Source organism: Sporosarcina sp. GTC18466 (assembly GCF_055389225.1).
In genome coordinates, this window is record NZ_AP044037.1 from 1,557,985 (window position 1) to 1,572,701 (window position 14,717).

General features: G+C 52.2%; 17 protein-coding genes. All 17 read right to left on the reverse strand.

Annotation, left to right across the window (positions count from 1 at the left end; genetic code table 11):
* Positions 1-9: 9 nt before the first annotated feature.
* Positions 10-837, reverse strand: coding sequence for a flagellar hook-basal body protein (locus ACZ5FK_RS07470; protein WP_464807266.1), 828 nt, complete (start codon positions 835-837; stop codon positions 10-12).
* A 36-nt stretch (positions 838-873) separates the two neighbouring features.
* Positions 874-1,863, reverse strand: coding sequence for a rod shape-determining protein MreB (gene mreB, locus ACZ5FK_RS07475; protein WP_464807267.1), 990 nt, complete (start codon positions 1,861-1,863; stop codon positions 874-876).
* A gap of 320 nt (positions 1,864-2,183) precedes the next feature.
* A complete protein-coding gene (locus ACZ5FK_RS07480) occupies positions 2,184-2,453 on the reverse strand; it encodes a sporulation transcriptional regulator SpoIIID (RefSeq protein ID WP_464807268.1) in 270 nt (89 codons plus the stop codon).
* A 374-nt stretch (positions 2,454-2,827) separates the two neighbouring features.
* Positions 2,828-3,049, reverse strand: coding sequence for a hypothetical protein (locus ACZ5FK_RS07485; RefSeq protein WP_464807269.1), 222 nt, complete (start codon positions 3,047-3,049; stop codon positions 2,828-2,830).
* Between the two features lie 75 nt (positions 3,050-3,124).
* Positions 3,125-3,358, reverse strand: a complete 234-nt coding sequence (locus ACZ5FK_RS07490; protein WP_464807270.1) for a hypothetical protein — start codon at positions 3,356-3,358, stop codon at positions 3,125-3,127.
* A gap of 171 nt (positions 3,359-3,529) precedes the next feature.
* The gene (locus ACZ5FK_RS07495; protein ID WP_464807271.1) at positions 3,530-4,183 is read right to left on the reverse strand and encodes a peptidoglycan DD-metalloendopeptidase family protein; all 654 of its coding nucleotides are present in this window, start codon (positions 4,181-4,183) and stop codon (positions 3,530-3,532) included.
* Between the two features lie 10 nt (positions 4,184-4,193).
* Complete coding sequence (gene spoIID, locus ACZ5FK_RS07500; protein ID WP_464807272.1) at positions 4,194-5,048, reverse strand: stage II sporulation protein D; 855 nt, start codon at positions 5,046-5,048, stop codon at positions 4,194-4,196.
* 960 nt (positions 5,049-6,008) lie between these two features.
* Entirely contained in the window at positions 6,009-7,310 is a 1,302-nt protein-coding gene (gene murA / locus ACZ5FK_RS07505) for a UDP-N-acetylglucosamine 1-carboxyvinyltransferase (protein ID WP_464807273.1), read from the reverse strand.
* Positions 7,311-7,689: 379 nt separating this feature from the next.
* Positions 7,690-7,929, reverse strand: a complete 240-nt coding sequence (locus ACZ5FK_RS07510; protein WP_464807274.1) for a DUF1146 family protein — start codon at positions 7,927-7,929, stop codon at positions 7,690-7,692.
* Between the two features lie 224 nt (positions 7,930-8,153).
* Positions 8,154-8,555 carry a F0F1 ATP synthase subunit epsilon gene (locus ACZ5FK_RS07515; RefSeq protein ID WP_464807275.1) on the reverse strand — a complete coding sequence of 134 codons (402 nt, stop codon included), beginning with the start codon at positions 8,553-8,555 and terminating at the stop codon, positions 8,154-8,156.
* 25 nt (positions 8,556-8,580) lie between these two features.
* Positions 8,581-9,996 carry a F0F1 ATP synthase subunit beta gene (gene atpD, locus ACZ5FK_RS07520; RefSeq protein WP_464807276.1) on the reverse strand — a complete coding sequence of 472 codons (1,416 nt, stop codon included), beginning with the start codon at positions 9,994-9,996 and terminating at the stop codon, positions 8,581-8,583.
* 42 nt (positions 9,997-10,038) lie between these two features.
* A complete protein-coding gene (gene atpG, locus ACZ5FK_RS07525; protein ID WP_464807277.1) occupies positions 10,039-10,896 on the reverse strand; it encodes an ATP synthase F1 subunit gamma in 858 nt (285 codons plus the stop codon).
* A gap of 37 nt (positions 10,897-10,933) precedes the next feature.
* A complete protein-coding gene (gene atpA, locus ACZ5FK_RS07530; protein WP_464807278.1) occupies positions 10,934-12,445 on the reverse strand; it encodes a F0F1 ATP synthase subunit alpha in 1,512 nt (503 codons plus the stop codon).
* Positions 12,446-12,473: 28 nt separating this feature from the next.
* On the reverse strand, positions 12,474-13,013 hold the full coding sequence (locus tag ACZ5FK_RS07535; protein WP_464807279.1) for a F0F1 ATP synthase subunit delta: 540 nt from the start codon (positions 13,011-13,013) through the stop codon (positions 12,474-12,476).
* Complete coding sequence (atpF, locus tag ACZ5FK_RS07540) at positions 13,010-13,561, reverse strand: F0F1 ATP synthase subunit B (RefSeq protein ID WP_464807280.1); 552 nt, start codon at positions 13,559-13,561, stop codon at positions 13,010-13,012. The genes ACZ5FK_RS07535 and atpF overlap by 4 nt, the downstream gene beginning before the upstream one ends.
* A gap of 156 nt (positions 13,562-13,717) precedes the next feature.
* Positions 13,718-13,942 carry a F0F1 ATP synthase subunit C gene (atpE, locus tag ACZ5FK_RS07545; protein WP_207960194.1) on the reverse strand — a complete coding sequence of 75 codons (225 nt, stop codon included), beginning with the start codon at positions 13,940-13,942 and terminating at the stop codon, positions 13,718-13,720.
* A 64-nt stretch (positions 13,943-14,006) separates the two neighbouring features.
* Positions 14,007-14,717: a F0F1 ATP synthase subunit A gene (gene atpB / locus ACZ5FK_RS07550; protein WP_464807281.1), complete on the reverse strand. Its 711-nt coding sequence runs from the start codon at positions 14,715-14,717 to the stop codon at positions 14,007-14,009.

Consider the following 14,717-nt stretch of genomic DNA (forward strand, 5'->3'; position numbering starts at 1 on the left):
CTGAGCCTATCAGCCATTGACCCGTCCGACTTCCGTCACCGCTTTTTCCATGCTCCGGTCATAGGCCTGCAGAATCTTTTGATTCGCTTCAAACGCCCGGTACGCGGACAGCATATCCGTCATCGTCATGCCAGCATCGACGTTCGAGCCTTCCACATATCCTTGCTGCAATGAATAACCGGCATTCGGCGCGTCTGGCAGATTGCCGTCCGCCTGGTACAGGCCGTTCCCTTGCTTCATAAGCGTCTCTGGCTGCGCTGCATACGCGATGCCGAGCCTTGCCGCCTGCGCTCCGCCGACCATGATGCCGCCGTCCTGCGTCACACGGAAGTCGTCATTCGGCAGCTGGATCCGCTGTCCTCCTGTATCAAGTACATAATAACCGTCCGGATTCGTCAAGTATCCTTGCGCATCCAGTGTCAAATTGCCGTTTCGCGTATACAGTTCCTGGCCGTTTTCATTCTCCAGGCGGAAAAGCACAGTCCCTGCCCTTCCTGTCTCAGGATTTGCGGGAAGCGCCCCGTCCACCAGTGACATATCCGTCGTGAGACCTGTCTCACGCAGCTGGCCCTGCACGAAAAGCGGAAGCGTCTCCTGCATGTAGACGCCTGTCGACACCGGTCCGACCGGCTTGAGGCCTTTCAGGTGAAGAGGGTTTTTCACAGGGATATCCGTTTTTCCGATGCTTGAAAGATACATTTCCGGAAAAGACCGGATGGTTGACTGCTCTGCCTTGAAACCCGGCGTATTTGCATTCGCCATATTATTCGCCAGCATTTCCGTCCTGCGCTGCTGGGCGATCATGCCGGAGCCGGCTGTATAAAAACCACGGAACATAAGTCCGCCTCCTTTAATTGGATAAACCGTGTCCTGTCAGCGTAACGTCTTGTCGATGTTGTTAAGCAGGATGCCTGTCCCGATCGCCACGCAGCTGAGCGGCTCGTCCGAAACAAATACCGGAACCTTCAATTCCTCCGCGAGCAGCTGGTCGATGCCGTGAAGAAGCGCCCCTCCGCCCGTCAGGAAAACACCCCGGTCGATAATGTCCGCGGACAATTCTGGCGGAGTCTTCTCCAGCACATTCTTCGCCGCCTGGATGATCAGGCTCACCGATTCGCTGAGTGCCTCAAGGATCTCCTCGGAATGGATGGTGATGGTGCGCGGCAGGCCCGTCACCATGTCGCGTCCCCGGATGTCCATCTCTTCTTTGCGGCTCCCCGGGAACACCGTGCCGATCGTCAGTTTAATCGTCTCCGCCGTACGCTCCCCGATTAACAGCTTGTACTTCTTTTTGACATACTGGATGATGTCGTCGTCGAACAGATCGCCCGCCGCCTTGATCGACTGGGACGTGACGATGTCGCCCATCGAAAGCACCGCGACGTCCGTCGTACCGCCGCCGATGTCGATGACCATATTACCGCTCGGCTGGAAAATATCCATCCCCGCACCGATGGCCGCCACTTTCGGCTCCTCTTCCAGGTACACCTTCTTGCCGCCGGATTTCTCCGCCGCCTCCCGGATCGCCTTCTGCTCGACACTTGTAATGTTTGTCGGGCAGCAGATGAGGATCCTAGGTTTCGACATGAATCCTTTGACGTTCAATTTATTAATAAAATGCCGCAGCATCGCTTCTGTCATATCAAAATCCGCTATGACGCCGTCTTTCATCGGCCGGATGGCAATGATATTGCCCGGCGTCCTGCCGACCATTTTACTCGCTTCCTCGCCTACCGCCAGCACGCGGCTCGACTGCTTGTCGATCGCGACAACGGAAGGTTCGTTCAGCACAATCCCTTTTCCTTTCACGTGAATCAACACATTGGCCGTGCCTAGGTCGATTCCGATGTCTTTAGCGAACATGTTTCCTTTTAACCCCTTCCGGCATCATCCTGGACATGCGTGTCCGAACGTTCTCTTCTAACTAATAATTGTAGCATAGACAAATTGGATTGAACATATAATCCGCCCAGCTTTTGCAAGTTAATTTGGATTTTTGTCGAACTTTCGCAGGATTTCCGGCGGGTCTTTCGATGTGCATGCCTGGCCCTATTTCCAGGCCGCCTGCACCTTCCTTTTATGTATCGGCTGGAGAACCTCGTTTTCCATGGACGCATTCTCCTATTTCATTCCAAGCGGAAAAAGACTAGGAACCCCGTCACATGGGACCCCCGTCTTCTCCCTCAGCCATTCCTGGCCTTATTATGTTCATTCATCCATTTCATCCGTGTAGCTTCCCCGCCCCGCAAATGCCTGACAGACTTATGGTACGCAAGGATCCTGGCGACTTCTTCTGAAAGTTCCACATCCACATTCGGCAGCCGTTCCGTCAAGTCTTTATGGACAGTGCTCTTGGAATAGCCGGTCGCTTTCGCCAGTGCCCGTACGGTAAGTCCAGTGTCCAGCAGCATTTTGCCGAGGCGCACGCATCGCCTCCGAATTTGCTCGTGCACGCCCTCTTCCTTTCCTGTCAGCTCCACTTCTTCCTATAGCATATGCTGCTGCCTCTGCTTATATGAACTGGTGTTAGTCCGGATGGAGGATGGTCACTTCTGCGGCGATGGTGGGATGGTTGCTTTTTTCGTCATGCCGGTTGCTTTGTGTTGCGGGCTGGTTGCTTTGTGTTGCGGGCTGGTTGCTTCGTTACGCCTGGTGATTGCTTCATATTGATGGCTGGTTGCTTCGTTGGTGAGACCGGTTGCTTCTTATGGCGACATCATTGCTTCCTTCTGCGCCCTCATTGCTTCTTTCCAGCCCGCGGAGAAGCATTGCTTCGTTTGGCAGGCCAGTTGCTTGGTTTCTCCCGATGATTGCTTCATATTGACGGCTAGTTGCTTCGTTGTTCAAGCCAGTTGCCTCTTTCGGCAACATGATTGCTTCCTTCTGTGCCCTCATTGCTTCTTCCTGCCCTGCGGAGAGGCATTGCTTCATTTGGCAGGCCGGTTGCTTCGTTTCGCCCGGTGATTGCTTCATATTGACGGCTTGTTGCTAAGTTGCACAAGCCGATTGCCTCTTTCGGCGACATGATTGCTTCCTTTTGCGCCGTCATTGCTTCTTTCCAGCCCAGCGAAAAGGCATTGCTTCGTTTGGCAGGCCGGTTGCTTCGTTTCGCCAGGTGATTGCTTCATAATGACGGCTGGTTGCTTCGTTGATCAGGCCGATTGCTTCTTTCGGCGACATCATTGCTTCCTTCTGCGCCCTCATTGCTTCTTTCCAGCCCGTGGAGAGGCATTGCTTCATTTGGCAGGCCGGCTGCTTCGTTTCGCCTGGTGATTGCTTCATATTGACGGCTGGTTGCTTCGTTGATCATGCCGATTGCTTCTCTCGGCGACATGATTGCTTCCTTCTGCGCCTTCATTGCTTCTATCCTGCCGAACATTCATCTTTGATTTCAATCAAAATCGCTCCCGCTATTTTCACCAGCTTTCCAGAAATGAATCAGTGGGTTTGTACTGTTATATGCGGGCCTTTCCCGGTTTATGCGGCACGCAAAAAAACCGCCCTTTGGGAGAGCGGCTTGCGAACTATTTTAGAATGCCAAGAAAGTGCGTGGGTTGACTGTCACGCCGTCCTGCAGAACTTCAAAATGCAAGTGTGTCCCTGCCTGCGCGTTCCACTCGTTGCTTGTTGCTGTACCGAGCACGGCGCCTTGAAGCACTTCATCGCCTTCGTTGACGAGGATGCCTGTGAGTGACCCGTAAACGGTCTTCATGCCGTCAGCATGCGCGATGGTCACTTCGCCTCCCATGAATTGATCCACAATCACTTTTTCCACCGTTCCGCTCATCGCTGCCAGCACTTCGAACGGCTGGTCGTTGATGGAGATGGATACACCTTCGTTCGTCACATAGGTCTGATTAAAAACGAGGAGGGCACTTTCCCGTGATTCCGCATCCGCGGATGCATCATAGAATTCCTGCAAGATGGCTACGTTGTCGAACTGTTCCTCACTGAATGGGTATTTTAAGACTTCTTTAGGTGCGTTCACTTCGATGATTGTGTCATTCTCCGAGCCTTCGACATCTGCGGTTTCAGCGGCCTTGTCCTTCGTAATTACATTGTAGCCCCAAACCATCCCGACAAACACGACTGCAATTCCGGAGTAGATGGCTGCCCAGAACCAACTATTCTTCTTTGGACTTTTCTTGTTTTGAGAAGGGAGTTTCGTTTTTTCTTCTCGCATGGTCATCACCTCAATTGCTATTCTTTGCAAGTGGAGGTGCTTTTAAACATTCCTTTTCATCAATTTGAAAATTTTTAATCTCGGTGTCCGTATAATAATGGCCGAGGATCGTTTCGGCTGCCCATCCTTTCTGCGCGAACGCCTCGGCGCCGTACTGGCTCATGCCGACGCCATGCCCGTAGCCGTTCGTCGTGACGTGGACGATTTGATTTGTAATATCATAGGCAATATTAAAATCGGTCGATGGCAATCCGAGCGCTTCCCTCACCTCGCGGCCTGTCATTTCAAAGCTGCCCGACACGATACGCTGCACCCGCCCCGACTGGTTCCGGACGAGCTGCAGATTACTGAACCGGTCCGCATTCCACGGCTCCGTGCCAATCTTCCGGTTCCACTCCGTCAGCGTCATCGTCTGCTTGCGCTCGACCTCCGCCGCGACATCCGCCTCACCCGGACTCTCGACAATCTGCAAATAAGGAATCGGATTGCCGCTGTAATTCTGCGCCGCCTCTGTCTTGCCATTCGACGTGGAAAAGAACATCGCAGTGATCATATCGCCCTCATACTCAATCACTTTCCCCTTCGTCCCCTGAACGGCGCTCCGAAGTTTCAGCTCGTTCTGCTTAAACTCCTTTCCCCATCGTTCTTTCCGTTCCGCCTTCGTTTTATACACCTGGGCGGAAACAGTCGCTCCAATTGGCCTCTTTCCGTTGTCCGTTGACCGGAGTGCATACGTGCGGGCAGCAATCGCCTGCGCCTTAAGCGCCTCCTCATGGAACGTCGCCGGCATCTCCCCCGCCACAACGCCCAGCACATACTCCTCAAGGGGCAGAGGCTCGTCCACCCCCTCCACCGTAATGAACACATCGCATGCCTCGTCGCTAGCAACGCTCGGTGGTTTTTCGCTCGATAGTGCAGGTCTCAGTAGGATTGGAATGAAAAATAAAAGGATGATCAGTAACGCGGTTAGTAGTTTGTCCATGGTAAATCGTATGCGAGTGGAGGCGTGTGTATGAACGTTGTTTCTGGAATGAAAGGCGAGGTTTATTACGATTGTCGTCGGGACGGGCTGATCAGGCGGATACTTGCCATATCCGCGGGAATTCACGATATACATCCGCCATCTCATCTACGCGCAGTATGCACTTGGCAATTAAAAAGCTAATGATGGAAAATGTAGTATTGCTTACTTCACGATCATCATTGCTTATTTCCGCCGCCCGATTGCTTACTTCACCCATGCCATTGCTCGCTTTCGCAGCTTCCTTGCTTCCTACCGACACCTCGTTGCTTACTTTTCCGCTTTATTGCACCACGTCGCACAACATCGCCACCAGAGCCTGCCAGCGCTGACAGGCCTATGATTGCTTCCTACCGACCCAGCGTTGCTTACTTTCCCGCTTTATTGCTTCCCACGCCGCACAACATCGCCACCAGAGCCTGCCAGCCGATGATTGCTTATTTTACGACCATCATTGCTTACTTCACCCATGCCATTGCTCGCTTTCACGGCAACATTGCTTCCTATCGACACCTCGTTGCTTACTTTTCCGCTTTATTGCTTCCCGCGCCGCACGACAACGCCACCAGAGCACGCCAGCGCTGGCAGACCTATGATTGCTTACGTCACGATCATCATTGCTTATTTCCGACGCCCAATTGCTTACTTTACGCATGCTGTTGCTCACTTTTACCGCCACATTGCTTCCTACCGCGACCTCGTTGCTTACTTTTCCGCTTTATTGCTTCCGAAAGAACACCCGACAAACAAAAAGACCACATTCCAACGAATGTGGTCTCTGCATATAAGTGCGTATAGTGTAACTTAAACGAGCTGCGATTCTTTTTCGGTGGATTTCTCCGTTTCCGAGACGCGTTCGATGTCTGCGCCGAGTGCTTTCAGCTTCTTGTGGAAGTCGACGTAGCCCCGGTCGAGGTGGTCGAGTTCTGTGACGCGTGTGATGCCTTCTGCATGCAGGCCGGCGAGGATCAGCGCGGCGGCTGCGCGAAGGTCGGTTGCTGCGACTTCAGCGCCTTGCAGCCGGGATGGTCCTGAGATGATGACGGACCGTCCTTCGATTTTGACATTGGCGTTCATGCGGCGGAATTCTTCGACGTGCATGAAGCGGTTTTCGAAGACCGTTTCTGTCAAGACGCCGGTTCCGGTTGCTGTCAGCATGAGTGCCATCATCTGCGACTGCATGTCAGTCGGGAATCCTGGATGCGGCATCGTCTTCAGGTCGACTGCGCGAAGCGGATATTTCGCCGTGATGCGCATGCCTTCTTCCAGTTCGATGATGTCGACGCCCATTTCGCCAAGTTTCGAGATCAATGCCGCGTTATGCTCCGGCACGCCGTTCTCGATGATGATATCGCCGCCCGTGATGGCAGCTGCGACCATGAATGTTCCGGTTTCAATGCGATCCGGAATAATGTGGTGGGTCGTCCCGTATAGTTTAGGAACCCCTTCGATGCGGATGATGTCTGTTCCGGCACCGACGACTCTGCCGCCCATTTCATTGATGAAGTTGGCGAGGTCGACAATTTCCGGCTCTTTCGCCGCGTTTTCGATAATTGTCGTGCCTTTGGCAAGCGCCGCGGCCGTCATGATATTTTCCGTTGCGCCGACACTTGGGAAGTCCAAGTAGATCTTCGCGCCGCGCAGGCCGTGTGTCGCTTTCGCTTCCACATGTCCGTTGCCGAATGTGATTTCAGCACCCATCGCTTCAAACCCTTTCAGGTGCTGGTCGATCGGCCGGGAACCGATGGCGCATCCGCCCGGCATCGCGACGCGTGCGAATCCGTTGCGTGCAAGAAGCGGTCCCATGACGAGGATGGAAGCCCTCATTTTCCGTACATACTCAAAATGTGCTTCGCTTGAAAGCTGCTTCGTCGAATCGATGATCACTTCGCCTGCTTCCGCATCGTACTCGACTGCGGCATTCAGGCTTCTGACGACTTCATTGATCGTCCTGACATCCGAGAGATTCGGTACTTCACGTATGATGTTCGGTCGATCGGATGCAAGCAAGGCAGCGGCCAAAATTGGCAGGACCGCATTTTTAGCCCCTTCTACGCGCACAGTACCTTTCAGAACACGTCCACCGTTAATAATAATTTTGTCCACAAAAAGCCCCTCCGACTCCAATGGTATACTCCATAGCCATTTTACATTTATCAGTTTCATTTCCCATTTGATTTCACATGAAATAAGCATAAAAACACATACTATTCTACAGTGCCCAGCGCTTTTAAACAAGTAACCGCAGAGCTATTTCCCGTCTATCTGCAAGATAGTCTATAATATGTACCCATTTGGCGAATTGTGTCATTGCCGTTTAGGCGAATGCCAGCGATAGTATGTAATTTCCTCAGTTCCTGCTAAATTAAACCTATTTCTTTTTTCATGCCATCGCCCCGAAAACGGCATGCGCCTGCGCGGCGACGACATGAATAAATGCTCACTCGCTCTCTATACCCGTTTCCCGTGAAAGTATGCACGTGAATCATCCGCCAAATATATAAGGAACCCTTCCTGACCAATAGGATATGTCCAAAAAGAAATTTGATACTGCCGAACCGATCGCAAAACTCAATAAAATGAACAGAAGCTGCGCACGGAACACTTGGTTCTTGCGGATCATTTTTTCGGGCATGATCGCCTGCAGTGCATAGAAGGTGAGTCCGATGAAAAACACGTGGGAACAGATCGCAAGCAGCGGATTGTAAGCTAAGACATTGCTCATCATTATACACTCCTTACTGCATTCATTTCCATAAGGCCGGCGTCCTGTTTCCCGGCAATAAAAGGCAAAAGACGGGCAGAAGAGAAGCTCCTCTGCCCGCCAGTCCGCAAGCTCATGAAAAGGGCCTGCTTGTGAACCGCACGGAACTGTGTATGCCGCGCGGTTGCCGACTTGACTTCCTGCTACCAGAAAAGCTGTTAGGCGAGACTGGATATGCATTTTACTTATTTATACTGGGATGCCTTGATCCGGTTGAGGGCCCGTCTGAGGCTAAGCTCAACCTGCTTGGCTTCCAGACTGTCTTTCTTCGCCTTCAGTTCAGCTTCCGCGCGTTTTTGCGCCCGCTGTGCCCGGGCAACATCGATATTCTCCGCCTTTTCAGCGAGCTGTGCGAGGACGGTGATCACATCCGGACGGACTTCGATGAAGCCGCCGTGGACCGCAATCGTTTCGGTCGCATTGCCTGTTTTGAGGCGAAGAGTGCCGATTTCGAGAGGCGCGACCATCGAGATATGGCCGGGAAGGATCCCGATCTCGCCGCTTTCAGTGGCGGCGATGACCATATTCGCTTCGGTTTCGCTGACAGGGCCGTCGGGAGTGACGATATTCACTTTGATGGTACTCATGGTTTCCCCTCCTGAACCCTATTTATTAGACCTCTACGCCCATGCTTTTCGCTTTTTCGATGACTTCTTCGATGCGACCGACAAGGCGGAATGCATCTTCCGGAAGGTGGTCGTAGCGGCCTTCAAGAATTTCCTTGAAGCCTTTGACCGTTTCAGCGACTGGTACATATGAACCTTGCTGGCCTGTGAACTGCTCCGCAACGTGGAAGTTTTGGGACAGGAAGAACTGGATGCGGCGTGCGCGTCCAACGACCATTTTGTCTTCTTCGCTCAATTCGTCCATACCGAGGATCGCGATGATATCTTGAAGCTCACGGTAGCGCTGCAATGTCGACTGTACTTGACGAGCAACTTCATAGTGCTCTTCGCCTACGATGTCAGGGCTAAGTGCACGGGAAGACGATGCAAGCGGGTCAACCGCAGGATAGATACCCATCTCGGAAAGTTTACGCTCAAGGTTCGTCGTCGCGTCAAGGTGAGCGAACGTCGTAGCCGGAGCCGGGTCTGTATAGTCATCGGCTGGAACATAGATCGCTTGGATCGATGTTACGGAACCGACGTTTGTCGATGTGATCCGCTCTTGCAGCTGACCCATCTCCGTTGCAAGTGTCGGCTGGTAACCAACCGCTGAAGGCATACGTCCAAGAAGGGCGGATACTTCAGAACCGGCTTGCGTGAAACGGAAGATGTTGTCGATGAAGAGAAGAACGTCCGCGCCTTGCTCATCACGGAAGTATTCAGCCATTGTAAGACCTGTAAGTGCAACACGCATACGTGCGCCAGGCGGCTCGTTCATCTGACCGAAGACCATCGCCGTTTTCTTGATAACGCCGGAGTCTGTCATTTCATGGTACAAGTCGTTTCCTTCACGAGTACGCTCACCAACACCTGCGAATACGGAGATACCGCCGTGTTCCTGCGCGATGTTGTTGATCAATTCCTGGATCAGAACCGTCTTACCTACACCGGCACCGCCGAAGAGGCCGATTTTACCGCCCTTGATGTAAGGAGCGAGCAAATCAACGACTTTGATTCCTGTTTCAAGGATTTCAACTGTTGTCGAAAGTTGTTCAAACTTCGGAGCTTGGCGGTGGATCGGGTCGCGGCGTTCGCCTGCTGGGATCTCCTCACCAAGATCGATGATATCTCCGAGTACGTTGAATACCCGGCCAAGCGTCACGTTTCCGACTGGAACGGAAATCGCTGCGCCCATGTCCGTCACTTCGGAACCACGCTGAAGTCCGTCTGTCGAGGACATCGCGATCGTGCGGACGGAGTCGTCTCCAAGGTGGAGTGCGACTTCAAGCGTCAACGTTTCCGATTCAGCGTTCGGACGGTTAATTTGAACCTTCAATGAGTTATAGATGGCAGGGAGATGACCGTCTTCGAACTTGACGTCAACGACCGGACCCATAACCTGAAGGACTTGTCCTTTATTCATGCTTTTCCCTCCTGTCGTACTATTCCCGTACAAACCGCCCCGTTATTCGAGTGCGGCAACACCGCCGACAATCTCCGTGATCTCTTGCGTGATCGCGGCTTGCCGTGCGCGGTTGAATACAAGCGTCAACGAATCAATCAATTCGCCGGCGTTGTCTGTAGCTGTCTTCATCGCTGTCATACTGGAAGCATGTTCGCTCGCTTTCCCATCCAGGACAGCACCGTAGATGAGGCTCTCCGCGTATTGCGGGAGCAACGTTTCGAGAATCGCTTCTGCGGAAGGCTCGAATTCATACGATGCCATCGCTCCGGTAGGTGAAAGGTCTGTGATCGGAAGGAGTTTCCGTTCCGTCACTTCGCTGGAAATGGCGGAGATGAAGTGGTTGTAGTACAAGTACACTTCATCGTAGATGCCTTCCGTGAACATGCCAACAGCTTTTGACGCGGTCTCTTTTATCTCATCGAAAGAAGGGTGGTCGGATACGCCGAGCAGGCTGTCCGCGACATGGAAGCCGGAACGTTGGAAGAACTCGTAGCCTTTTCGTCCGATCGCGATGATTTCCACATCGTTTTTCGAAGCGTGGCGGGATTCGATCGCACGGCGCACCGCACGAAGGATATTCGCGTTGTAGCCGCCGACGAGTCCGCGGTCACTGGTGACGACGATATAACCCGTCTTCTTCACCGGACGGCTGACGAGCATCGGGTGGTTGGCATCGCCTGCCCCTCCCGCGATCGCGCCGACAACTTCCTGCATCTTCTCCATATACGGAACGAACGCTTTCGCATTCAGCTCCGCGCGGTTCAGCTTGGAAGCGGACACCATCTGCATCGCTTTCGTGATCTGACTTGTCTTCTTCGTCGAATTAATTCGATTTTGGACATCGCGCAATGATACCACTGGCAATTCACCACCTTATGTTTGTTGGATCGTTTTCTTATGCCTCAGACGGAACAAATGTCTTTTTGAATGCGTTGATCGCTTCCTTCATGACATCGTCAGACGGAAGGTCTTTCGTCGTACGGATATGATCCAGCACTTCAGTGTGGTTCGATTCGAGCCAGTTGTTGATTTCGCTTTCGAAGCGGAGGATGTCTTGAACTGCGACATCATCAAGAAGTCCGCGAGTAAGCGCATAAAGGATGACGACTTGGTATTCGACTTTAAGCGGCTTGTTGAGGTCCTGTTTCAGTACTTCAACTGTGCGCGCACCACGGTCGAGCTTCGCCTTTGTCGCTGCGTCAAGGTCGGAACCGAACGCGGAGAACGCCTCAAGTTCACGATACGCGGCAAGGTCAAGACGGAGTGTACCCGCAACCTTTTTCATCGCTTTGATCTGTGCGGAACCACCTACACGGGATACGGAAAGTCCTGCGTTGATCGCAGGGCGCACGCCCGAGAAGAAGAGGTCCGACTGAAGGAAGATCTGTCCGTCAGTGATGGAAATTACGTTTGTCGGGATGTAAGCGGAGATGTCTCCAGCCTGCGTCTCAACAAATGGAAGAGCTGTGATCGAACCAGCGCCAAGAGAATCGTTCAACTTCGCTGCACGCTCAAGAAGGCGCGAGTGCAAGTAGAAGACATCACCAGGATATGCTTCACGGCCTGGAGGACGGCGAAGGAGCAAGGAAAGCTCACGGTACGCAGCCGCTTGTTTCGAAAGGTCATCATATACGACAAGGACGTGCTTGCCTTGGAACATGAATTCCTCAGCCATTGTAACGCCTGTGTATGGTGCCAAGTAAAGAAGCGGAGCCGGCTGGGAAGCCGATGCTGTTACGACGATCGTGTAATCGAGTGCGCCGTTCTTACGGAGCGTCTCAACAACGCCGCGGACTGTCGATTCTTTCTGTCCGATTGCGACGTACACACAGATCATGTTCTGGTCAGCCTGGTTCAAGATCGTATCGATCGCGACAGTCGTCTTACCTGTCTGGCGGTCACCGATGATCAATTCACGCTGTCCGCGGCCGATCGGCACAAGTGCATCGATCGCCTTGATGCCTGTTTGAAGCGGTTCATGTACCGATTTACGGGCCATGACGCCTTGTGCAGGGCTTTCGATTGGACGTGTTTTGCTTGTGTTGATCGGGCCAAGTCCATCGACTGGCATACCGAGCGGGTTCACAACGCGTCCGATTAGTTCTTCACCGACAGGTACTTCCATGATACGGCCTGTACGACGTACTTCATCGCCTTCTTTGATGTCTGCGAATGGCCCCAGGATAACGATACCGACGTTGTTCGCTTCCAGGTTCTGCGCCATACCCATGACACCGTTCGAGAACTCAAGAAGCTCTCCGGCCATGACATTGTCGAGGCCATGAGCAAGCGCGATACCGTCACCGACGCGGATTACCGTACCGACTTCGCTTACTTCCATCTCAGATTGGTAATTCGCAATCTGTTGTTTTATCAGCGTGCTGATCTCTTCAGCTTTGATGCCCATGTATGTCACCCCTCAATTTCAGATTAGGTTAGGATCCGATCAATGTACGCTGCAATTTCTCAAGCTTGTGGCTGAGGCTGCTGTCGTAGATTTGATTGCCGATCTGCAGGCGGATGCCGCCGATCAGGCTTGGATCGATAATATTTTCAATTCGTAGTGATTGCTTGCCGACTTTGCGTCCGAATGTCGACGAAATGGAATTCGTCTCCACATCCGTCAGCGGGCGGGTCGAGTAGACTTTCGCTTCCGCGATGCCTGCCGCGTCATTCGCAAGCTGATGGAACTCTTCGAAGACGTTCTGGACTTCATCCATACGCTTCGCGTCCAGCATGACGAACAGCGTGTTCAGGATCATCGGATTGACGCCCGATAGCACTGTCTTCAGCAACTCTCTCTTCTTTGCCGATGAAAGGTCCGGCGACACGAGCAGCTCGCCAAGGCCTTTGTTTTCACGAAACGCTTTTTTCAGTTCCAAAAGTTCTTCCTGGATCTGTGAAGCGATTCCGTGCTCTTGCGCAAGGTCGAACAGGGCCGATGCATAGCGCTCCGCTACAACCGATTGGCTCATCGGCCTTCGCCTGCCTTCACAATCGTTTCTTCAATCAAAGCACGGTTCTCTTCCTCGGAAATCTCTTTGCCGAGAACTTTGGATGCTGCAAGGATTGAGAGGGAAACGAATTCTTCGCGGACTGCCGCAACTGCCTTTTCACGCTCAGTGGCGATTTCAAGAGCAGCCGATTCCTTCATGCGATTCACTTCGGCCCGGGCCGCTGCGATCAATTCTTCACGCTGCGTCGTGCCTTGCTTCTTTGCATTATCAACAATCGCTTGCGCGTTGCTTTGCGCTTCCTTCAAAAGGGCGCGCTGTTCTTCAAGAAGTTTCTGCGAGTCCATGCGGCTCTTTTCCGCCGCTTCGATTTCACTTGCGATCAATTCGGCACGCTGGTCCATCACTCCCATGAGGGGGCCCCATGCGAATTTCTTCAAGAGGATCATCAGAATCGAGAAGAATACGACGGTGACGATGATGTCGCCAAGGTTGAGCTTGTCGTTCAAGGCTGCCAAAAATCCAGCATCGGCGTTTGCCGTAAGTAGGACGAGGGTATCTCCAAACACGATTGTTTCACTCCCTTCAAGAGATCAAATCATTTTCGATTCGTACGTTATAGAAAGAACGTGGATTCTTATTTTCGGTGTCAATACTGCTTTTATTGCATAAAACGAATGGCGAAGGACAAATTAGCGTACTTCGCCATGTTGGTATAGACTATCTTATCGGTTCATGACGATGAACGCGATAACTGTCGCGATGATCGGAAGGGCCTCAACTAGTGCTACCCCGATGAACATTGTTGTTTGAAGCATACCGCGTGCTTCTGGCTGACGTGCAATACCTTCGACTGTCTTAGAAACGATCAAACCGTTACCGATACCTGCGCCTAGTGCACCTAGACCGACTGCAAGAGCTGCTGCGAGTAGACCAACTGAACCTATCATTGTGTAATTTCCTCCTAAGAAATGAATTGTATGTTTTTTGTCCCGGCAAGCGGGCTATATATGTTTAATGGTCCGTTTCGACTTTGTGAGCCATGTAGACCATCGTTAACATAACGAAAATGAATGCTTGGATCGCTCCGATGAAGATCGAAAACCCTTGCCAAGCGAGTGCTGGAATGATTGCGCCGGCAAAGCCGAGAGCGCTTCCTGCCCCAAGTGTCGCGAGAAGTCCGATGAGGATCTCCCCTGCGAAGATGTTACCGTAAAGACGAAGACCGAGTGTCAGCGTATTCGCAAATTCCTCGATGACCTTAAGAGGCGCAAGGAATGGCATCGGCTGGAGATATGTCTTGAAATATCCTTTGGCACCGAGCAACTTCACACCATAGAAGTGCGTCAAGATAACGACCATCGACGCAAGCGTCATTGTGATGACCGGATCGGCTGTCGGCGATTTCCACCACAGTTTGTGCTCCCATGAGATCGAGAATGGAAGACCAAGCATGTTGGCTACGAACACGAACATGATCAGCGTAATGCCAAGTACATGGAACCGTCCGCCTGTTTTCCAGTCCATATTATTCTTGATGATCCCTTTGACGAAATCCATCACCCATTCCATGAAATTCTGCATGCCCGTCGGTTTGACTTTCAAATTGCGGGTAGAGAAAAATGCGATAAGGAATACGATGAGACATGTGATGAACAGCATCATGATATTGGCAGGGTTGAATCCTATTCCGAATAACTCAAAATACGGATTTTCGTGTTCCAA